The following is a 20,256-nucleotide window of genomic DNA, read 5'->3' on the forward strand; positions in this document are numbered from 1 at the left end:
GGGATAGCCAACTGCCATAGCAGATAGCAATCCCCGTACAATCTCTCATGATTGTAGTATATGGGGACCTCAATAGCGCCCTATGAAGGCTTTTAATGATTATTAAATGGATTGCACCTCAAGCTTTCCAATACCTCTAATTAACTTTTTTTCATAGGTTGACGTGGGCATTAATACTGCTGCCAAATATTCTAATACTCGTTCAGGATTTGCATTTTCCCCACATATGTAGCAATCCAGTGCAGCAAACCCCTTCTCTGGATACGTATGGATAGAAAGGTGACTCTCTGAAAGCAATAGCAACACTGTTATTCCTTGTGGTTCAAATTGCTTGGATAGCACCGAACAGACCGTTGCTCCACAATTAGTGGCTGCTTCTACCAACAGCTCCTCAAGCCATTCAGCATTGTTTAGAAAATCATAATCTACTCCCCACATATCCATCACAACATGGCGTCCAAACGTAGAATATCCCATCCATCCATTCTCCTTTGCGTGCTTCTTCAAAATATTTTGTAAGCCTTCATTAAGCCGGATCACAGCAACTATACTCAAAGATCTTGTTCTAAGGGATATCCCTTGATATCTGGCTGCTATGCAGAGTTAATCTCTTGCTCATAGCCTGAACAATCACTTCATCTTTACTGTTAGGGGGCTGCTCAACTGTGCCTACACATTTCATTAATGGAATCCATATGCTGTCTCCCGCTTGCAACGGACGATAGATTATCTCTTCTTGCTGAACCTTACCTGTTCCTTGTCCTTTTTCTACGTATGAATGCTTGATTGTTCTGTTATATTGTCCTTCATCACCTTCATCTTCATCTCCATCTTCCTCTAGCAACGGTACGAACTTTTTCTTGCTTCCTTTATCTGACCACTCTTCATTCCGATCATTATCTCCGATCGCCATCCGTAACTCAGCCCGCGCTATCACATGCTCTGGCAGACCAAAACGACGGGCAATGGCAAAGGCAAAACTATCTCCAGCCTCACCGATCTCCAGACGGTATAGGGAACGAAGTGTTACTGGATCGAAAGCCATACGTGCATTTGCACATCCAGGCGTATGCGCTGCAAAGCGTTTAATCTCATTGAAATGAGTCGTTGCAGCTACAAGTGATTCACGCCCCAGCAATTCTTCCAACAGCGCAATCGATAGGGAAATCCCCTCGCTGGGATCAGTTCCAGCTGCCAACTCATCGAGCAATAGCAATGAACGTTTTCCTGCCACATCCAACATTTCTTTTATCGCTGCCATATGGGCAGAAAAGGTACTCAGCGAATGCTCTATACTTTGTCCATCTCCTACATCAGCAAACACATGCTCGAAGATCCCGAAGACCGTTCCTTCTTCTGCTGGAACTAACAAGCCTGACTGCACCATCATTGCGAGCAAACCGATGGTTTTCAGTGTAATTGTCTTCCCTCCTGCATTCGGCCCCGTGATGATAAGCTGTCGCCAATCCCATCCAATTGAAACGCTGATCGGGTTGCATGCCTTGCCTAAAAGCGGATGCTTAGCATTGACAAGCTTAATTACCGGATGTGCAGAAATCCGCACACGAATTCCATCCCAAGTAAGCGATAGCTTGGCTCTCGCGAATATAAAATCCAATGCAGCCATCACATCGAGATTGCCTATTAACAGTTCGACCTTGCTATCCACCATTTCCGATAGTTTGGATAACACGATCATTCTTTCACGGTCCTCCTCGGCTTTCCACATCTGCATTTCCACATGCAGTTCACCCACGTCTTCCGGCTCAATAAATACCGTTTGACCGCTGGCTGATTCGTCCCACACAGTGCCTGGCACTTGTTTACGAGACTCCCGCTTTACCGGAAGGACGTAGTGACCATTTCTCCTGCTGACCAGATGCTCTTGCAGCGAGTTTTTATATTTTGTCAGTGTTTGGCTCACTTTTCGCTCAATTTTAGATTCCGTTAAAGTAATCTGTCTTCTGGCATGGGCGAGCGCTGTACTTGCCTCATCAGTAAGCACACCGTTCCTTATGCATCGCTGTAAGTCCTCACGTATAGCCGGAAAATCCTGCAATGAATCTGAATACCCGCTAATGGTCGGAGCCAGTTGTCTCTTTTCATTCATATAGCGTTTCATCTGTCCTATCGTATTCAGCCAAGCAGCTAGCTGCTCAAGTTCTCGCTCTGTGCAAATATTCCCTTTGCCAAGCCTTCCTAGAAAAGTCTCTATACCTTCCATTGCAGATAAAGGAACACTCTTTCCGGACTGAAGCAACTTAGCAGCCTCCACCGTCTCCGTAAGCCACTCTTTAACAACAGCCCCGTCTGTACTTGGCTGATGACGTTCTGCTAGTGTTTTTCCACCAGGCGACATGGTGAAGGAAATCAGTTGTAATTTTATTTTGTCGTACTCTAATTTTTTGCCACTTACTTCATTCATGCTTTTGTTTCTCCTTCGCTTAATTTATTCCTTAATAAGATTGCGATTCGTACGACATTGGACAAGTTGTCCAGTGTCAAATCTTCATCGCCAACATCGATTCCAAATTTATGCTCCAGCTCTGCAATCAGCGCTACAGTCGTAACGGAATCAAGAATTCCTTGGTGCCCAAGTAAACAGGTCGTGGAGGATAGTTCCGCCCCACCCAACAAGGAACTTACGATCTCCATAATACGTATTTCCAGCTCTAAAGAATCAGGCGTATCAGGTATATCAGGCGCATATGTGTGTTCTGTCAATTGATACTCGCTCCCTCCATTTTCAGATGAATCCATGATAAACCCTTGTATTCATAGGGAAGAGGAAGCATAAAAATCCATTCCTCTTCCGTTTGCAAAATGCGATTAAATCCAAGCGATTGCAGCAAGAGCAGAGTCGGCCGATTCCGTTTATTTGGCCGATATCGGCACATCACTCGTTGCAGCGATGGCCAATCCTGATACATACGGGACAAGATCCCTTCCATAAAAACTGTACCGATTCCTCTGCCCTCCATCCGGCAAGAAATACAAAACAGTTCTATTTCTGCAGTCACATCATGGACTAAAACCATCGCCATTGCCACGATGCCATGATTGCCAAATCGATCCTTGAGTTGAGCAACATAAAGTTGACTTCGTTCGGCTTGCAAATAGAGCTGTATCTCTGTAAGATTTGGAGCCTGAACCAAGTTATTAAACTGCGTCGTACGCGATGCCAGTTCGACTAAACGGATGACATCTTCCGCTTTAGCACTGCGTAATCTCAGTTCCATCTCACAAGATCGTAAGAACTCTTCCCTCGAACCACTAAACCTCTTCTCCGCAAGCTGCCTCTCCATTCTCATCATCATAAGTTGGCGGCGTTCAGCTCCCGTTCTCGATACACTGCCATGAAATTCGGGGAGAGAAGGCAGCCTCACAGCAGCATCCGCATCATACACATAGACTTCGGGTACATATAGGCTTACTTCGTAACGCTCGTAGGGATTATCGTCGATAAACCCAACGGTATCCAGTCCGATATTCAGTTCTTTAGCAATCTTTTGGATACAGGAAACCTTGGAACCTTTACTAAATTGCGGATAAAGAAAATAATGGTCAATTCTAAGTTCAATCAGCTTTTGGTTCACCCTCTCCGGTTCATTGCGACTGCAAATACTCTGCATAACCCCTCTTTTATCTAGTTCCAGCAGTGTCTCTCGGATACCAGGCCGAAGTTCAACATGTCCATTCTCCGTTAATGTTCCTTGCCATAACGTATCATCCAGATCCCATATTAAACATTTAATCACGGCGCTCTTCCCCTTCTGCTGTGCTTGCACGATATTCCATCGTAAGGTGAGTAGGGGCAAAACCATATTTCTTATACAAGGCACGCATCGGCAGATTGTGCACCTGTACATGCCCTACAATGTGTTGACAGCCCTCACTGATCGCCCATTGTATTCCTGCCTTAAACAAGTCATCCACCCCGAACGTACCCCGATAAACTTTATGAACATAGAAGCTTCTGAATTGCATGTATGCTTCCTGAGTAACTGAGTTTTCCCTGCTACTCAGCCACATCCATCCTGCGAGACATTTGTCCGCCTCCCATACAAACATTCCCGAGCGTTCACGCACCATCGCCTTCTCCAGCTTGCGAACATGAAAAGCGATATCCGTTACCGCCTCATTGCCAAATGACAGAATCGCGATCTCTCGTTCCCATCCCGCTATTTCCTGAACATCCTTCGCTTCAATCCATCGTATCGTCATCATGCTTCTCCTTCTTTGCAGGGAGGATCGTTTTCTCTACCAGTTCAAACGTATCATGGCCGCAATGCGGGCATCTGTCGTTTTTAAGTTGTTCTATAGTGGAAAAGTCTTCTGTTACCCCTACCTGCACTAATCCTGCGCACTGTTTGCAGCAATAGGTTCTAAGTGTTCGCTTCACTTCTCCTGTGTACAACGCATCGATGAATTTACCGGCATACTCCGGCTGTGACTGATCCGTTGTACGTAAAACAAACATCTGGCTGCGATTCGCAATCATTTCTGCTGCTTCATAAGAATTGAATCGTGGGAAATTTGCACTGACTGTCAACCCCATGCGCACCAATTCCCGCTGCATAGCCAGAGTGAATGCTGGAGATTTATGAGCAAACGAGAGGAACACAGGCAATCCTCTCTCACGTTTCAATGCCTGAATACCTCGGGAGAGAAATAGAACCATTCCCTGGAGCGTATAAGGAGGATCGGTGAAAAAGCAATCGTATTTTCCATGAAGTTCCTCCGGCAAAGGTTCCCGGAAATCCACTTGATGACAACGGATCGGAAGATGATATTCTGTCGCCACCGCATCAATGTATTGTAAAAATCGTTGGTCAATATCCAGTACATCCACCGTAGTGACTGAATGACCACCTGCTGAGAACATGCGATTCAAGAGTAAGCCTATCGATACGCTCACGAGATCATCATCACCGATGCAGACAATTTTCTTCCCGATCAATGCGGACTGCTTCAAACATAAAACAGCACGGCGCAGACTAGTTTCGGGTGTACATTTCGATTGATCAATCTGTACATTCGCTGTAGGCCTAAGCGAAAACACTTTCTTCAATATGGCCAATACTTCTTCCAAACCTTCCGTCCAAACTGTATCTTGAAGCAGCTTATGATATAGGGAGCGATTCAAGCCCTGATAACCCCATTCCCGTTCAATCCTTGCCACCCCTTCAGGCGTGCAACGGACACCTCGATCCTGCAGCAATGCTCCTGCTTTAATAAGTTCCCGCTTGATGGCGGCAGCAACTGGTGTAGGCAGCAGCGTTCTACGCGCTAATTCTTTCGTGGAAATTCCCGGGTTCATATAGCACTCAATCAGTAATTGTTCAATAACAGGTGTTCCTTCTTGTAACTCAATATGCTGCTTAGCTTGTTCGATAAAAGATTTCACCTAATCCCTCCTGATTTAATCTGTTTTGTTCAATCCGCATACGGCACTCATCTTCAACATTCGTCGCCTCCCTGAAAACACAAAAAAGACAGAGATGAACATACGTCATCCCTGCCGCAAATATGAGCCTATTGCATCATTACCCATAAAAAAATCCGCGCTGAACACAGCACGGATGTGGGTAATTGCACAAATAGCCTCTAGGGCTTTGATTATATCCGTTGTTCTTAACTAATTCCGAAGTCCATTTATGCACATAAGAAATTTAACCACGCTATTTCAGCAAATGGCATTTCAAAGGCAATCCAAGACTTCAAATATGGAATTGTTTAGTTAAGAACGACCCCGGACATCAAATTCTCCCCTTAATTAAATTACAGCCATATTACCACAATTAGGAATTCGGGTCAAACTTCCCTTCATATTGCAATATATACTTTACATATGTAATATATATATTACAATAAGACGAGGAGGTGACCCGCTTGATCAATCGAGTTAAACTAGCCCGCATGGAGCAAAGCCTAACTCAGCAACAGTTGGCTGACGCTGTAGGAGTTACTCGACAAACGATTAATTTAATTGAAAAAGCAAACTACAATCCATCGTTAAATTTATGCTTAGCTATCTGTTATTCATTAAAAAAAACTTTGGATGACTTATTTTGGATTGAGGAGGAAAAGTAATGAAAAGAGTATAAGCCTTTGATTAATGATGATTATGCAGCAAGGTCGTTAACCAGGTTCTTGATCCACTTTTTCGATCTGATTCGAGCCATACCGATTGCAAAACGAACAACTTCTTCCATGGAGAGGATAAGGTACACGAGAAAAATAGGCTGCTTCCAAACGAAAGACATTAGCAGACCTGACGGTACACCGATCAGCCAGGTTGCTGCAGATTCCATCGCGAACACAAATTTGCTGTCTCCACCGCTGTTCAATATGCCTCCAGCCATAATCATGTTGCTCACTTTCACCCACAGGAAGGCTGCAAATACCCAGACCAGATAAATGCCTAAATCATGTGTCTCGTCAGATACATTAAATGCGGATACATAGAAGGGAGAGATGATTGTTATAATTGCTCCAATAACTAGAGATACACCTATGCCCAGCAAAATAAAACGTTTGGCATACTGCATTGCGGCCTCCTCTTCACCAGCTCCCAGCTTGTTCCCAACCATAACGCCACCCGCACTGGAGAGACCCGTAAGAAGACCGATACAGATACCCTGAAGCGGGAACGTAATCGTCATTGCAGTCATCTCTTCGGTCCCCATCCGGCTATAAATAATCGCGTATACAGTCTCTCCGAGCACCCAGATCAACTCCGTTAATACAATCGGATACGTCGTCTGAAGAAACTTGGAAACCAACGGCTTGGACGTGCTGAATAAATCTTTGAAGTCCGCGCCGCCTGGCAATTTAAATTTGTACACAGCCCCAATAATGAGAAAGCACTCGACGATTCTGGATATAAAGGTAGCAACCGCTGCACCCTTCAACCCCCATTCCGAGAAGCCAAATTTACCAAAAATCAATAAATAATTTAAAACGATATTTAACCCTACGGTAAAGAGACTGACAAACATCGGCAGCTTCACATGCTGTGTGCTTCGCAAGATAGCGGAATACAGCATGGTTAGCATCATCGGAACGTAAGTTAAAGCTGTAATTTCAAGAAAAATATATCCTTCTTCGATAACTCTGGTGTCAGTTGTAAAAAGACTAAGACAGAGCTGTGGCTTGAGAAACACAAACAAGGAGAACAGGATGGACAAGCTGAAGCCGATCAGTAATCCGATTCCCAGAAGGCCGGAAATGCTCTTCCGATCCTGTTTGCCCCAAAACTGTGCAGCATAAATCGAAACACCCATGGCTAAGCCAGCTAACACTACTGAAATGACTCCGTATACTTTACTGGACATTCCAACAGAAGCGATCGCGACGTCACCGAGTTGACCAACCATTAGCTGATCCGTCAGGGTTAGCAGCGCCATAATCAAGCTTTGCAGCGTTACTGGAATTGCAATTTTGTACACATTCCTATAAAAATCCTTTTTTGCCTCAGCATTCATTCCCCTATACTCCCCCTAGTGACTACATTGCCTTCAAATATCTTAAAAGTGTATAGTTATCTCTTTGTTGAACTTCGGCTACCTTAAACCTCTTGATATAATCCATTTCCGTATAGCCATCACCGTCTACCAATGTAATGTTCGATGACCCTCCGATGATAATCGGCAGCTGCATCAAAATGATCTCATCCACTAATCCTTGATTGAAGATATGCCAGTTCAAGAAGCCGCCTCCTTCAACCATTAAGCTGGTAATTCCGAATTTCTCCTCTAGCTGACGATAAAGCTCTACAAAATCGACTTCATCTTCACCGCAAATGAGGCATTCCTTATTTCGCTGGCGGAGAATTTCCATCTTCTTTTCATCTTTTCCTTTTTCAGTAGTTACAATGATGGTTTTTCCTTCGTCCGTCAACACATGGCTATCCAGTGAAATTTCCATTGCTCTTGTTGGAATAATGCGAATCGGATTTTTGTTATTTTCATATCGGTTAGTTAAATACGGATTATCTGTAGTAATTGTATTCTTGCCCACCATAATTCCATCTACATTGCCGCGAAATTTATGAATATATTCAATATCCTTGCTGTCAAAAAGGCTGAATAACGGTTTGCTCGATTGACCTGCCCCTAAAGTTAACTTACCGTCTATTGAGATTTGACTAAAAATACTGGTTTTCATGATTCAACCCTCTCCCCATATTTTATTTTGCTTCGATATGAGCACTCTTGTCCCGAAAAGCCTGCTCCATCGTATTAAAGGCACTGGTAGCACCATGCTGCAATTGATGAAGTCCCTGCCCCATAGCAGGCCATATGGACTTCATAATTTCTTCGATTGGCATAGGACGGCTATTCTTTAGCAGCTCAATGAGCTGGGCACGATTGGGTGAATACGTCGAAATAAGCTGTTTTTGCACCTCAGGATGAACAGGAATTCGTTGAACCTTTGTCCCCCACTTGCGCTGGCTCTCCTCACTTAACATAAATTTGCTGAAGGAGATGATCTCCTCCCTCCATTCAGACTCTACGTCTAATGAGTGGTTAGGAAAAACGAGCCCGATAGAAGATGACATGGATCGTGAGGGTACTCCATTAATAGAAGGCAGCTTGCCTATACCAAGCCGTTCTCCCATCTGCTGATCCAAATAATTGTAAATCCACTCACCAGAGATGATTGCTCCTACCTTTCCATTTATGAACTCTTCCAACAATTCATTAGAACCATTCAGGCTAGTGAGGATACCTGTCTCCATTTGATCACTGACAAAATGCAAGGCTTGCTGCATCTCATGATTCAGAAAAGCAGGTTTTCCTTCATGGATCGGCCATCCGCCGAAGGCAGTGAAGAATGGAATAAACCAATATGGATCTTGAAGATCCGCACCTATCGGAACGATTCCTCGCTGCTTCAGCCCGCTGCCTGCTCTCTCTATTTCCTCCCAGGATTCAGGAGGGTTGTCGAAAATTTCTCTATTGTAATATAGAACCATGTGATTCCCCTTTAATACAGGCAGACCATACTGAACTGCGCCAACCTGCATGGTGGACAATTCATTTGTTCCAAAAGCTTCTACTATGCTGGACAAGGATTCCGGTACTTCGGAATACAAGCCTGCTTCCCAAAAAGCCGCCATATCAGCCGGTACAAAAGCCATGTGAGCTGTTTTCCCGCCATTCGCTATCTCATTTAATCGATCTACCAGTTCTTTCAAATTCATGACCACGGCAGTTACTTGTACGCCATATTCCTTGGAATACTCCTCGCATAACTGCTCCAGGACTTGAATGGAGGTGTCCCCAGGACCATCAAACTCATGCCAAATGATTAATTCCTTCTTATGGGTTGTCATCATCTTTTACTCCTCCCAGGCCCTAATCTTGTCATTATAGAAAATCATACCTTGATGCGGTTGGATCTTAAGCTGCTTGTACCTTTGTCCAACATGATCTGATCCAGGCTCGCTATCGCTATCAATCAAGAGAACAAACCCATGATTAACGGAATATATAGCTTCCAAATCAACGCTTTGCGTAGTATCAGGGCTTAAATTAAAGCAGCCTACAAACAGCTCATCCCCCTGATAATAGGCATATATTAATACATCACCCTGATCATCAGGGACCAAGAAATTACCCGCTCGCAACAGACTGCTGTACTGCTTCCTGCATTGATGCAATTGCTGAAGCAAAGGAATCATAGGTCTGGACTCAGTCCAGTTAATCGCAAGCTTGTTAAAAAATGCTCTAGGAATCTCTGCACCGTCCGTATTATCCCCCAAGCCGCAATTAAGCGGCTGCTCCTCGTTGACCTCCATTCCAGTGGTCAAATAGGGTATGGCGTTTGGCAGGAAATAATTGAATACAGTCATCATCCTTGCAAGCTTAACCCCTCCGCGACTCGTTATTCTTGGCGTATCTGCTGTCTCCGAGCAGGCAAACACAGGAATCTCCAGCTCCGGCAGTTCCCGCAAATAATTTTGCAATAGGTTCACCTTGATATCCGTCATAATGTTCCAACCACTGCCAAGCATAATGTTATACCCCGTTTTCGCAGCTTTTTTGTGGTTTCGGTTAAATAAATCCTCGCTGATTAAAATAGCATGAGGCTTAATTTCTTTGACTTTCTGAAAAATCTCCTCCAGAAGCGCTGTAGGCAGCACGTGTCCGATATCAATCCTGAAGCCATCTATCCCGTAGGTATTGAGGTTAAACGTTATTGCATCGATCAGCATGTCCCATAGCTCTCGGTTTGGCTCAAGTCCAGGATAATAGTTGCACTTGATCGTATCGAACAGTACGTAAGGCGCTTGCTGAGGTGATATATACGGTTTAACCATTGGAGATATATCCTTGAACAATCGGTAAAAGGTTATATCCGTCCAGATCGGTTGAACATCGTTAATCCAATCAGAATGCGCCGGAGATGTCGTAATACCCATTTCTTCTTCTACAAGTGTCAGCAATTCCTCTCCCGTTTGCTTGGCTCTAGCCTTAAGCGACTCCCATAGTACGGAATCTAATTCATTAGGAGGAAAGGAAAACTTACTCAAAAAATCTGCTGTTTCATGAGTGCGATACACGGTCTCCAATTTGTCCGGAGTACATTCCTCAAAGAAACCCAGCTCGGGAATATTTGGCGGACGAAATCCCTCTAATTGATCCAGGTACATCCAATACACCCAATCCGGATGCTCTTCAATAACTGCGCTATTTCTAGCTGTAACTCTAGGAATAAAATCGACAACCACCTTGATATCCAGCAAGTGGCAGGCTTCGACTAGTGCAGCCATTTCATCATGCAATGTGAAATCCTTCATCTCGTCGAGTAAAGAATCATGTAAATGGGGATCCAACTCGAATAAATTATGAACCGCGTACGGTGAGCCTATATCCCCTTTCAGATTCAGGTTGCTGTACAGGGTTACAGGCAGCAAATACAAGATGTTAACGCCCATTTTTTTAAGAAGAGGGAGTAAAATCATCGTCCGTAAAAAGGTTCCGGATTCCAGTTCGCCTGTATGACCGTAATCCCAAGCCGTCGTATATCTGACCAAAGAGCAGTAAATAACGCTATCGTTCAGATTTCTTGTTTCAGCCAAATGATACTCCGGAGAAGAATCAAATAAATATTGCAGATGTTGAACAAAAAAATCGTAAGGATGAACTTGAATCTCTCCATCACGCGCATCTAGATCGTTCGCATATCCGCATTCATTCCATATAGATGGAATCCATATCGCTTGAGCTTCTTTACGTCTATTCGACATAAAAAATCGGTATATTTGCTTTAAATGCTTATGTTGGTTCATAGAACTATCTCCTTTTTTTGCATAAAGAAGAAATTTGCATTATTTTTCAGAAAACAAAAACTGTTTTAATAGATTGGGACTCCAAAGAAACCCCGTTTTCGAGGCGATCTCCCAGCAATTCATGAATGGCTGTCTCATAATGTTCTAAATTATGCTTACTAGTCACAAGCGATGATAGCTCAGAATGATCGGTTGCAAACTGCACTGCTTTTTCAAATGTGCCTAGATATTCCCCAGCCCCAATCAGCTTGACCGCATTTTGAGTATAGTGTGTTGGATGGATGGTATACTCGTATTTCCCGTAAATTCCGAAGGGAATAATTCTGCCGCCCCGCTCAACCCATTGCTCTGCAGCTGCCATCTGATTGCCTACCGTATCAATGACGACATCAAATTTTCCTTCTCCAAGCAGCTTGTTTACTCTGGACTGCTGCAGTTCATTAGGGAGAACGGCGTCATCCGAAAATCGACTGGCTAAGGATAATCGATATGGATTACACTCCGAAGCCATCGTTACACATCCCAAATGTTTGCTTACGATCTGACACAACAGCCCCATCGGACCTGATCCGAGAACAAGAACCCGGTCACGCTCTGTCACCTGTGCTTCTTTGAAGTTATGAAGGACACATGCGAGCGGTTCTATTAATACAGCAGCTTCCCAGCTTACCGAATCAGCAAGCTTGTGCACAAACTGCTCTTTAGATACAAAATAAGGAGCAAACATTCCCTGTGTATTTAAGCCTGCTATACTCATCCCTTGACCATCTAATCCAATACACAAATGCAGCTGTCCTTTTTGACAGAAGCGACATTGTCCGCAGCTCTGGTTCGGATCTATAACGACCCGGTCGCCTACTTTAAACCGCGTAACCTCGGAACCGATCTGAATTACAGTCCCAACAGCTTCATGTCCACGAATTACATCTGGAATTCCAGGCTCTTTACCTGTAATTACTGCAAGATCAGTACCGCAAATACCAGATAACTCGATCTTCACCTTGATTTCATCTTGCCCTGAACATTGAGGCTCCTCTCTCTCGCATAGCTCCAGACGATTTTTTTCACTCCACACCAAAGCTTTCAACTGCCGTCCTCTCCTCTCTCTAATTGAGTTCTATTTGCTAGTGCAAACGTTTGAACACAATATTATCATAGCCCTAATCTGAAAGTAAGGTAATTTTTGTCGAATTTTGACATAAGAGCTAATAGATTTTTTTTATGAGGTAGTGAAAGTCAAAAAACCGCCACGAGGGCGGCTTTGCTTTTTTGTTTGTATGATATCTAAAGGCACTTTTAAGTAGCCAAGCCACTTAAAAGTACCCTACCATTTTTTCTACTACATTAGTCAGTTCGCCACTTAAAGTTGCAAGCTATTCTGAAACAATTCTCAGGCACGCAATCTGGCCACACTCTTCAGCGAACCAAACATGACCTTCAGGACTAACTGCAATGCCATGAGGTTCTGCATTTTGGGTTGGCAACTCATACTCGGTAATCATTCCTTGTGTTGTAATTCGGCCGATTTGATTGGCCCCCCATTCCGTAAACCAAAGTTCACCTTTCTTTCCGGATACGATGGCATGAGGACGAGCGCCAGGTGTCGGTATTTCAAATTCGTTTATCTCTCCTGACATCGTAATTCTTCCAACTTTATTGCCGTTAATTTGAACAAACCATAGAGCGCCATCGGGTCCGCTTGTAATGCCGACAGGCCCCGAGTCTGGAGTTGGGATTGGAAATTGTGTTATTTCACCATTCGTAGTTATTCGCCCGATCTTATTGCCCTGATTCTCGGTAAACCATAGTGCTCCGTCTGTCCCCTGAGTGATATAGGAGGGATATGTTTTCTGAACCGGTAAGTCGAACTCCGTAATTTCCCCTGATTGGTTAAGCCTTCCGATCCTGCCGCTACTCATTTCAGTAAACCATATTGCACCATCAGGACCTTCCGAGATGCCAAAAGGCGAGGAGTTCATCGAAGGAAGTTCATATTCTGTAAAAAGACCATTCATCGACATTTTGCCGATCTTGTTTGCACGATATTGTGTAAACCACAGGTCGCCATTACGATCCGCAACGATCGACATCGCTCCTGCATTCAATGTCGGGATGGCAAATGAGTCTATTTTACCTTTGTCTGTAATTCTTCCGATTCGATTTCCTTTCTGTTCCGTATACCACAGAGCTCCATCCTGCCCAACAGTTATTCCATAGGGTCCCGCATCTGTTGCAAGCGCGTATTCATGTATCGTGATTCTCATCCTACTTACCCCCTCTTCATTTCTCTGAGTATATTCAAATTTCCGCTTACAATGGCGCCAATATTTTGTTGGATGAGTTCGATATCCCTATCCCACCATTTGATTTCCAATAACTCTTGAATGACTTCTGGAGAAAATCGTTTACGGATTTCCTTGGCAGGATTTCCTCCTACGATAGTATAAGGTTCAACATCCTTTGTGACGACGGCTTCAGCACCCACGATTGCTCCATCGCCAATGCGCACACCTGGCATGATCGTTGCACGCCGCCCTATCCAGACGTCATTACCTATAATTGTATCCCCTTTGATCGGCAGCTCTTCTAGAGTGGGTGTGAATTCCTCCCAACCGTTTCCGAAAAGATTGAATGGAAAGGTCGATCCGTCCATCCTGTGATTTCCGCCATCCATCATAAATCTGGTTTCTGGAGCAATGGAACAAAACTTGCCGATGATTAATTTTGTTCCAAGGACTTCATAATGGTACAAAACCTGTTCCTCGAATGCTTCTCCATTTAGGGCGTCATAGTATGAGTAATCCCCCGCGATAATATTGGGTATTGTAACTGTATTTTTAATGAACTGTAGATTCGTATTCCCCGGTATAGGATATTTTTCATTTGGATTTGGTCCTCTCATTTCGATCATCCTTTCTTTAAAATGAACATCTATCCGTGGGCTTCCTGTCTCTCGATTGGGACATGAAAGGCCTCTTTCTCCGATCAACGGATAGGCCTAGCATGTCTTCGGCTGCTTCAGCCGAATAATACATCAATAAGCCATCTCACGGTTGACCTAGTTTTCATGCCTCCTTGCCCAACAGTATCTTAATACAAACATACTTGCGGCGCTTATTCCGAGACCAAATCCGAAAATAGGCAAAAAACTTACTGTAGTGATCTCTGTAGCATGATTCAGCATACCTAATCCGAACGAAGCGCCCAGTACCATTCCTAAATTACGTGTCAAAGCAATCATTCCTCCAACAGCCCCTACTAATGTCTTAGGAGTGTGCTCAATGATTAAGCTATTATTTGGGGAAGCCACAAACCCCATTCCGAGTCCGATGGAAGCCAAAATCACGATAATTCCAGCAAGCGTTGAATAATGATGAATGAACAGACCACCTAAGAATCCTAGTCCCATACAGCCTAAACCGATCATGACAAACGGTATTGAACCATAACGATCCGATAAACGACCGGCAAGTGTTCCTACTGCAGCCAAACAGATTGGATAAACAAGCATAACATATCCAGCCGCTGCAGGCGAAAGCTGCACAATATGAGACAAATAAAACGGCACCCCAACCAATACAAGATTGGCCAGTAAAAAAGAACTGCTGCTTATGATCAAGCCAGATAATACAGAAGAAGAACGAAATAGCTGGATCGATATAAAAGGCACGGGATGACGAGACTCCCAGAGCCAGAATACATACATAGCAAAAAGAGAAGCGATCAGGATCCATATCGTTTTCGCGGACCCTATCCCCCATGTATTCATAAAGGATATGCCCAAAATGAAAGATACGACTCCACCAGTAAACAAAAGCATACCTACGATGTCGAAAACTTTGCGTTCCTTGATCTTGTTATGTTTTGGGATATAACGCAAGGCCAAGATACTCGCAACGATCATGACCGGAACATGCAGCAAAAACAGCCACTTCCAATGCAACCATTCCGTGATCCATCCGCCTGCGATGGGACCGGCCATTGTGCCGAGCGCAACGACAGTACTCACTAAGCCTAGAGCTTGCCCTCTTCTATCCTTTGGGATATGAATCGAGACTAATGCAATATTCGTCGCTTGAAACATGGCAGCGCCCATGGCCTGAACCACCCGGAAAGCAAAGAGCATAAAGAGATTACTCGAGAAGGCAACGAGCAAGGAACTGATTGTAAACAAAACATAGCCTAAATTATGAATAAAGCGATAACCTAAGCGATCGCCCACACTTCCCATCACCGGTAACAAAGCAGCGATCGTCAATAAGTAGGAAACCGTTATCCATTGTATATGTTCCAGGTCTGCCCCGAATACGTCTGAGAGGTACGGAAGAGATATATTCACTACACCTGCAGTATAATGTGAGGTAAACGCCCCCATACATATTGCAGTCATCAACCCTACAGGGTTATATTTTATGAGACTAGATGGTATTCTCATTTAGATCACTCGATTCTAATTCATTCTTCGAGCTCATTATCCATAAATATCCATTATTTTTTCTTCAAAAGTCATCGTATCTTCCAATGTCTTTAATACGTCCATCGGCTGGAATAATTGTTCCATATGAAATACGCCCGGGGCTTGTTGATTGCTATATAATTGGTTCGCAGCGAAGGCAGCGACCCTTCCTGTTGCGTAAAATTCCCTTGTCCCCATAATCGAACCTTGGTAACCTGCCCGACGACCATCCAATACCCCGGTGGCCACTACGGAAACAGCATAAACCTCTGATCCCCACTGCATTTTGTACATGAGATCCACGACTTTATTACGAATCTTCGGATGCTGCAACCCTCGTACAACACCGATTCGTCTTAAGCCTGCAACAACATGAGTCATAAAAGCCGAATCGAAACAAAGGCGTGTCGATACAGAGGATATACCGAGTATTCTTGGGATCACATGTTGGTCCGAAAAGTTAAACCGATATGTTGTTCTTCTACCCAATCCTCCAGGGAAAAGAACATGCTTCCCATCTGAAAAACCAGTTACCTCCTTTTCGATCCCTCTTTCGATAACTGTGTATGTTGAGTTCAATTGATCGATCGTCCATTCAATCGCGGCTCGTCCATGGGCTTCCCCTAAACCTAACAGGATGTGAATATTTGCTTCATCAACATGATCCAACCGCTCTGTTCCTAATTTCGTGAGTAAATTCGTCAGCCCAGGAGCTAAACCGACACCGAGTACAACCGTTGATTGTTCTGGACGTATCGTTTCAATTTTCGATATAACAGAATAGTCAGCGGTAATATCCAAGTAATTGACTTCATGATCAATGCACGCCTGAACAAAAGCAAAATTTTGTAAATCCAGACACATGATAACCAAAGCAACATCTATGAAAAAATCGTCCATAATTGGCTCGTTCACATCAAAATGTAAAGGTAGCACCCTTCCCTTTGTCTGCTTTGAAAAACGCACCGCTTTATCAAAATGACGTCCTGCCGCGTATACCATGCCGGGGTATCTTCTGCCTAATTCATGACAAGTCACGCTGCCAACCTGTCCATACCCGCCAACCACAATGATCTTATCCTTCAATCAGCCTATTCCTCGCTTCATCAATACATGGATTCAACTTAGAAAAGTGAGTTTAAATTGAATCAAGCTATTGAAACTAGTTTACAAACTAAACTATATACTCAAAAAAATATACATCATATTTCTTCAACGTTGTGTGCAATGCACAAGCTTCTATTCCATCCTACGTTGATCTTCATTTACCCATTCGACTTAAGGCCATAGAATGTTTTTCGTCCACCGATCACCATCTAATCGGTATACTAATCTGATATGTTTTCGATCCTCATTCGCTTGCCAATACTCAACTTCCCTGGCATCCACTTGATATAAGCTCCAACTCGATGAGACAAGTGAAGGGTCATCCTTCAGCCCAATTAATTTCTCTGTCAACGCATTCTCAAATTCCGCTGGATCCTCTAGCACTTGGCTTTGTTTTTCAATTAACGCTACTGCTTTAGCAACCGTGCCCCTTTTCATAAAATCTAAAGAACTAAGGTTTTGACTCATCTTCTTCACTGTGCCGCGGATTCGTATTTGCCGCCCCACTATTGACCAATAAAAACATAATGAAACGTTCGGATTGTGTCGAAGCTGCTCACCCTTTTTGCTAAGAGAACTTGTAGCAAAGTACCAACCCTCTTCATCAATGTCTTTTAATATCAGGACACGTGAATCAGGATAGCCTTGTTTATCTACCGTTGATAGCGTCATAGAATGGGGCTCATAGACATCGTTATCTATGGCAAATTGAAACCATTCCTCGAATAAACAATGAGGGTTGTTAGGGGTTTTCTCGATATCGAATGATGGAAACGGGCCACGCAGAGTCTTACTTTGCTTTATTTTATCCCTGATCAACTCGTTCAAAATACTTTCCACCTCATTCTTTACGAAATACGATGATATGCTGCAGTTGCATGTTATGCCACATATATCGAGTCGTTTTGCAAAATCACTATTGATAACCCAGCAGCTTCGCCAATCGTGCCAAGCCCCTAATACAATCACTTGTACGATCCTTGGCGGCCCTGCTAAATATCCGTCGATCGCTTCCCATGCCAGCCCGAGCCAAAGTGGATTCGGGGGATGCCACTTTTATTCACCTTCCCTTCGGTATGTTGTCCCCGCCGTACAAAGTACTGAAAACAACCCTACAGAAAGTCATGACTTTAAATATTTACAAAGCTTTGCAATACAAGTTTCGAAGATCTCGATCTCATGATCCGTTAACTGTGAGCTCAGCTCGCTATAGAATTGCAAGTGCATTTCCTCATGCGCACGAAAAGCACCCTTTCCCAAGTCGGTTAATGAGACGATCACACTTCTTGAATCATCCGGATTGGGCGTACGTTTTACAAGGCTTTTGTTCTCTAGACGAATAATAATTTGCGTTACTGCTCCCTTAGTAATATGAAGTCGATTGGCCAGTTCGCTCATCAACACCCCTTCATCCAAACCAATCGCGTCAATCGTATGAATTTCACTCGGAGTTAATGGGCCTGCTTCTCCAAAAGTATTCGGATGTTTTTCCAATCGCTGCAACTGCATAATAAGCTGACTCAGATTCTGGATACCCTTGCGTGAATATTTATTATTATTTTCCATGACTTTAGTTTAGTATATAAACTATATTCAGTCAACTTTGAGAGCCGTGTCATTCTGAATTACAATTCCAGTAAGATGCGTCCGCTCCTTACATCGTGTTTACCAGTCTATATGAAACATCCAGGTGACAATCCTGTGGAAATTGCAAGTCGATTCCAGCTATTAATCACATTAATCGCCATGATGATATGTACATACTCCTTTTCGCTAAAATGAGGAGCAAAGGCGTACAATATGATATTTGCAGTTCCATTTTGTATGTGCTAGACTGCTCTTATCCATTCTCTTGTCCTCCTTGATTTGATGGTGCGGTTGGCAGACCGGCTTCATCTTATTATGAAGTTCAAGGGTTTTTACTCATAGATATAAGCTTTTCTGAACCTCCAGTCGAACTGGGGTTTCCTTAAACAAAAAAAATCATTAGAAATGATTTCTAATGAACATGAGCTTTTAAGTTGGTACCGGTGAGAGGACTCGAACCTCCACGGGTCTCCCCATTCGATTTTGAGTCGAACGCGTCTGCCATTCCGCCACACCGGCATACCATACAATATTTAATTAAAAAGTGGCACGCCCTGAGAGATTCGAACTCCCGACCTTTTGATTCGTAGTCAAACGCTCTATCCAGCTGAGCTAAGGGCGCATATTATGGAGCGGACGACGGGAATCGAACCCGCGACCCTCGCCTTGGCAAGGCGATGCTCTACCGCTGAGCCACGTCCGCATATCTGTGGTGCGCGTGGAGGGACTTGAACCCCCACATCCGAAGACGCTAGATCCTAAGTCTAGTGCGTCTGCCAATTCCGCCACACGCGCGTTTTAAAAAAAGTGAGCCATGAAGGACTCGAACCTTCGACACCCTGATTAAAAGTCAGGTGCTCTACCAACTGAGCTAATGGCTCAAAGTAATAAACAAGCTAATGCTCCGACGAACCCTTAACGGATTCTTATCCCTTGTTCAGAGATGTAATGGCGGAGCCGACGGGATTCGAACCCGCGGTCTCCTGCGTGACAGGCAGGCATGTTAGGCCTCTACACCACGGCTCCACACTAGGTAAAGATTTGGTCCTCTTAGAGTATTCAGATGCCACAAAGTCATCTATACTTTTGAGGTTAATTGCGGGGACAGGATTTGAACCTGCGACCTTCGGGTTATGAGCCCGACGAGCTACCGAGCTGCTCCACCCCGCGTCAGTAAAAACAATATATGGTGGAGGCTAACGGGATCGAACCGCTGACCCTCTGCTTGTAAGGCAGATGCTCTCCCAGCTGAGCTAAGCCTCCATATGTAATAGGCTTCCCATACTCCACTAAGCTTATTAAACTAACGAAGCTTAAGCTCCGACGAACCCCCAAGGGATTCTCACCCTACCGAAGCTTATTAATGAAAGTGGTGACCCGTAGGGGATACTCTCACTTCGTTCGAGACTGCGATGTACTCCTACCGAAGTTTATGCTCCGACGAACCCCCAAGGGCTTCTCACCCTACTGAAGCTTATTAATGAAAGTGGTGACCCGTAGGGGATTCGAACCCCTGTTACCTCCGTGAAAGGGAGGTGTCTTAACCCCTTGACCAACGGGCCCCAATAAAAATCCAAGCTTGTAAGCTCGGATTTATTTTAAGAAAATGGCTCCCCGAACAGGACTCGAACCTGTGACAACTCGATTAACAGTCGAGTGCTCTACCGACTGAGCTATCAGGGAACATCCGCTTGGCGACGTCCTACTCTCCCAGGACCCTGCGGTCCAAGTACCATCGGCGCTGGAGGGCTTAACGGTCGTGTTCGAGATGGGTACGTGTGGAACCCCTCCGCCATTGCCACCAAAC

At 44.2% G+C, this 20,256-nt stretch carries 18 protein-coding genes, 10 tRNA genes, 1 rRNA gene and 1 pseudogene; 1 reads left to right on the forward strand and 29 read right to left on the reverse strand.

The genetic code is table 11. The features are described from left to right. Positions 1 to 102: 102 nt before the first annotated feature. The 6 genes from speD to G358_RS0122595 all read right to left on the reverse strand — a co-directional run bounded on the left by speD (position 103) and on the right by G358_RS0122595 (position 5,407). Positions 103 to 477 (reverse strand): adenosylmethionine decarboxylase, encoded by a 375-nt coding sequence (gene speD, locus G358_RS0122570; RefSeq protein ID WP_019639535.1) that lies wholly within the window; start codon positions 475 to 477, stop codon positions 103 to 105. 88 nt (positions 478 to 565) lie between these two features. Further along, positions 566 to 2,425: an endonuclease MutS2 gene (locus G358_RS30690; RefSeq protein ID WP_019639536.1), complete on the reverse strand. Its 1,860-nt coding sequence runs from the start codon at positions 2,423 to 2,425 to the stop codon at positions 566 to 568. Beyond that, positions 2,422 to 2,724 carry a phosphopantetheine-binding protein gene (locus G358_RS30695; RefSeq protein ID WP_019639537.1) on the reverse strand — a complete coding sequence of 101 codons (303 nt, stop codon included), beginning with the start codon at positions 2,722 to 2,724 and terminating at the stop codon, positions 2,422 to 2,424. Before G358_RS30695 ends, G358_RS30690 begins: the two co-directional genes overlap by 4 nt. After that, entirely contained in the window at positions 2,721 to 3,758 is a 1,038-nt protein-coding gene (locus G358_RS0122585) for an HAD-IIIC family phosphatase (RefSeq protein WP_019639538.1), read from the reverse strand. Before G358_RS0122585 ends, G358_RS30695 begins: the two co-directional genes overlap by 4 nt. Then, positions 3,751 to 4,227 carry a GNAT family N-acetyltransferase gene (locus G358_RS0122590; protein ID WP_240480094.1) on the reverse strand — a complete coding sequence of 159 codons (477 nt, stop codon included), beginning with the start codon at positions 4,225 to 4,227 and terminating at the stop codon, positions 3,751 to 3,753. The genes G358_RS0122585 and G358_RS0122590 overlap by 8 nt, the downstream gene beginning before the upstream one ends. Further along, positions 4,205 to 5,407, reverse strand: coding sequence for a bis-aminopropyl spermidine synthase family protein (locus G358_RS0122595; protein ID WP_019639540.1), 1,203 nt, complete (start codon positions 5,405 to 5,407; stop codon positions 4,205 to 4,207). Before G358_RS0122595 ends, G358_RS0122590 begins: the two co-directional genes overlap by 23 nt. Positions 5,408 to 5,919: 512 nt before the next feature. Here G358_RS0122595 and G358_RS0122600 point away from each other — a divergent pair. Beyond that, positions 5,920 to 6,093, forward strand: coding sequence for a helix-turn-helix domain-containing protein (locus G358_RS0122600; RefSeq protein ID WP_033404336.1), 174 nt, complete (start codon positions 5,920 to 5,922; stop codon positions 6,091 to 6,093). Between the two features lie 32 nt (positions 6,094 to 6,125). Here the strand turns inward: G358_RS0122600 and G358_RS0122605 are convergent, their stop codons facing one another. The 23 genes and pseudogenes from G358_RS0122605 to rrf form a co-directional block, all read right to left on the reverse strand. Beyond that, complete coding sequence (locus tag G358_RS0122605) at positions 6,126 to 7,487, reverse strand: MATE family efflux transporter (protein WP_019639542.1); 1,362 nt, start codon at positions 7,485 to 7,487, stop codon at positions 6,126 to 6,128. 22 nt (positions 7,488 to 7,509) lie between these two features. Continuing rightward, positions 7,510 to 8,169, reverse strand: a complete 660-nt coding sequence (locus tag G358_RS0122610; RefSeq protein WP_019639543.1) for a dihydrofolate reductase family protein — start codon at positions 8,167 to 8,169, stop codon at positions 7,510 to 7,512. Positions 8,170 to 8,191: 22 nt separating this feature from the next. After that, positions 8,192 to 9,343: a sugar ABC transporter substrate-binding protein gene (locus tag G358_RS0122615; RefSeq protein ID WP_019639544.1), complete on the reverse strand. Its 1,152-nt coding sequence runs from the start codon at positions 9,341 to 9,343 to the stop codon at positions 8,192 to 8,194. A gap of 3 nt (positions 9,344 to 9,346) precedes the next feature. Further along, positions 9,347 to 11,299, reverse strand: coding sequence for an alpha-amylase family protein (locus G358_RS0122620; RefSeq protein ID WP_019639545.1), 1,953 nt, complete (start codon positions 11,297 to 11,299; stop codon positions 9,347 to 9,349). Between the two features lie 46 nt (positions 11,300 to 11,345). Continuing rightward, positions 11,346 to 12,386 (reverse strand): zinc-dependent alcohol dehydrogenase, encoded by a 1,041-nt coding sequence (locus G358_RS0122625; RefSeq protein ID WP_019639546.1) that lies wholly within the window; start codon positions 12,384 to 12,386, stop codon positions 11,346 to 11,348. Between the two features lie 286 nt (positions 12,387 to 12,672). Further along, positions 12,673 to 13,563 carry a Vgb family protein gene (locus tag G358_RS0122630; protein WP_019639547.1) on the reverse strand — a complete coding sequence of 297 codons (891 nt, stop codon included), beginning with the start codon at positions 13,561 to 13,563 and terminating at the stop codon, positions 12,673 to 12,675. Between the two features lie 5 nt (positions 13,564 to 13,568). Then, on the reverse strand, positions 13,569 to 14,201 hold the full coding sequence (gene vat(I), locus G358_RS0122635) for a streptogramin A O-acetyltransferase Vat(I) (protein ID WP_019639548.1): 633 nt from the start codon (positions 14,199 to 14,201) through the stop codon (positions 13,569 to 13,571). Between the two features lie 156 nt (positions 14,202 to 14,357). Beyond that, a complete protein-coding gene (locus G358_RS0122640) occupies positions 14,358 to 15,734 on the reverse strand; it encodes an MFS transporter (RefSeq protein ID WP_157274455.1) in 1,377 nt (458 codons plus the stop codon). Between the two features lie 36 nt (positions 15,735 to 15,770). Further along, positions 15,771 to 16,841: a saccharopine dehydrogenase family protein gene (locus tag G358_RS0122645; RefSeq protein ID WP_019639550.1), complete on the reverse strand. Its 1,071-nt coding sequence runs from the start codon at positions 16,839 to 16,841 to the stop codon at positions 15,771 to 15,773. A 192-nt stretch (positions 16,842 to 17,033) separates the two neighbouring features. Further along, positions 17,034 to 17,690 (reverse strand): pyridoxine/pyridoxamine 5'-phosphate oxidase, encoded by a 657-nt coding sequence (locus tag G358_RS0122650; RefSeq protein ID WP_019639551.1) that lies wholly within the window; start codon positions 17,688 to 17,690, stop codon positions 17,034 to 17,036. 294 nt (positions 17,691 to 17,984) lie between these two features. Then, on the reverse strand, positions 17,985 to 18,371 hold the full coding sequence (locus tag G358_RS0122655) for a MarR family winged helix-turn-helix transcriptional regulator (protein ID WP_019639552.1): 387 nt from the start codon (positions 18,369 to 18,371) through the stop codon (positions 17,985 to 17,987). A gap of 164 nt (positions 18,372 to 18,535) precedes the next feature. Beyond that, positions 18,536 to 18,643 (reverse strand): annotated as a pseudogene (locus tag G358_RS34100) (carboxymuconolactone decarboxylase family protein); the annotation flags it as partial. A gap of 241 nt (positions 18,644 to 18,884) precedes the next feature. Continuing rightward, positions 18,885 to 18,968, reverse strand: a tRNA-Leu gene (locus tag G358_RS0122660). 26 nt (positions 18,969 to 18,994) lie between these two features. Then, positions 18,995 to 19,071, reverse strand: a tRNA-Arg gene (locus tag G358_RS0122665). A gap of 6 nt (positions 19,072 to 19,077) precedes the next feature. Beyond that, a tRNA-Gly gene (locus G358_RS0122670) sits at positions 19,078 to 19,152 on the reverse strand. A gap of 7 nt (positions 19,153 to 19,159) precedes the next feature. Next, positions 19,160 to 19,244, reverse strand: a tRNA-Leu gene (locus tag G358_RS0122675). A gap of 13 nt (positions 19,245 to 19,257) precedes the next feature. Continuing rightward, positions 19,258 to 19,330: transfer RNA gene (locus G358_RS0122680), tRNA-Lys, on the reverse strand. Positions 19,331 to 19,398: 68 nt separating this feature from the next. Beyond that, positions 19,399 to 19,475: transfer RNA gene (locus G358_RS0122685), tRNA-Asp, on the reverse strand. 70 nt (positions 19,476 to 19,545) lie between these two features. Continuing rightward, positions 19,546 to 19,619: transfer RNA gene (locus G358_RS0122690), tRNA-Met, on the reverse strand. Between the two features lie 17 nt (positions 19,620 to 19,636). Then, positions 19,637 to 19,712 (reverse strand) — tRNA-Val (locus G358_RS0122695). Positions 19,713 to 19,936: 224 nt separating this feature from the next. After that, positions 19,937 to 20,011 (reverse strand) — tRNA-Glu (locus G358_RS0122700). Between the two features lie 45 nt (positions 20,012 to 20,056). Continuing rightward, a tRNA-Asn gene (locus G358_RS0122705) sits at positions 20,057 to 20,132 on the reverse strand. Positions 20,133 to 20,138: 6 nt separating this feature from the next. After that, positions 20,139 to 20,255 (reverse strand): 5S ribosomal RNA (gene rrf / locus G358_RS0122710). Between the last annotated feature and the right edge of the window lies 1 nt (position 20,256).

Origin of the sequence: Paenibacillus fonticola DSM 21315 (assembly GCF_000381905.1) — a bacterium.
Lineage (GTDB): Bacteria > Bacillota > Bacilli > Paenibacillales > Paenibacillaceae > Fontibacillus > Fontibacillus fonticola.

Bases quoted from the DNA above. Each gene is read 5' to 3' on its own strand.
- speD (WP_019639535.1), bottom strand. From the start codon at position 477: ATGGGATATTCTACGTTTGGACGCCATGTTGTGATGGATATGTGGGGA.
- G358_RS30690 (WP_019639536.1), bottom strand. From the start codon at position 2,425: ATGAATGAAGTAAGTGGCAAAAAATTAGAGTACGACAAAATAAAATTA.
- G358_RS0122590 (WP_240480094.1), bottom strand. From the start codon at position 4,227: ATGATGACGATACGATGGATTGAAGCGAAGGATGTTCAGGAAATAGCG.
- G358_RS0122600 (WP_033404336.1), top strand. From the start codon at position 5,920: ATGGAGCAAAGCCTAACTCAGCAACAGTTGGCTGACGCTGTAGGAGTT.
- G358_RS0122605 (WP_019639542.1), bottom strand. From the start codon at position 7,487: ATGAATGCTGAGGCAAAAAAGGATTTTTATAGGAATGTGTACAAAATT.
- G358_RS0122610 (WP_019639543.1), bottom strand. From the start codon at position 8,169: ATGAAAACCAGTATTTTTAGTCAAATCTCAATAGACGGTAAGTTAACT.
- G358_RS0122615 (WP_019639544.1), bottom strand. From the start codon at position 9,343: ATGATGACAACCCATAAGAAGGAATTAATCATTTGGCATGAGTTTGAT.
- G358_RS0122620 (WP_019639545.1), bottom strand. From the start codon at position 11,299: ATGAACCAACATAAGCATTTAAAGCAAATATACCGATTTTTTATGTCG.
- G358_RS0122630 (WP_019639547.1), bottom strand. From the start codon at position 13,563: ATGAGAATCACGATACATGAATACGCGCTTGCAACAGATGCGGGACCC.
- G358_RS0122640 (WP_157274455.1), bottom strand. From the start codon at position 15,734: ATGAGAATACCATCTAGTCTCATAAAATATAACCCTGTAGGGTTGATG.
- G358_RS0122655 (WP_019639552.1), bottom strand. From the start codon at position 18,371: ATGCAGTTGCAGCGATTGGAAAAACATCCGAATACTTTTGGAGAAGCA.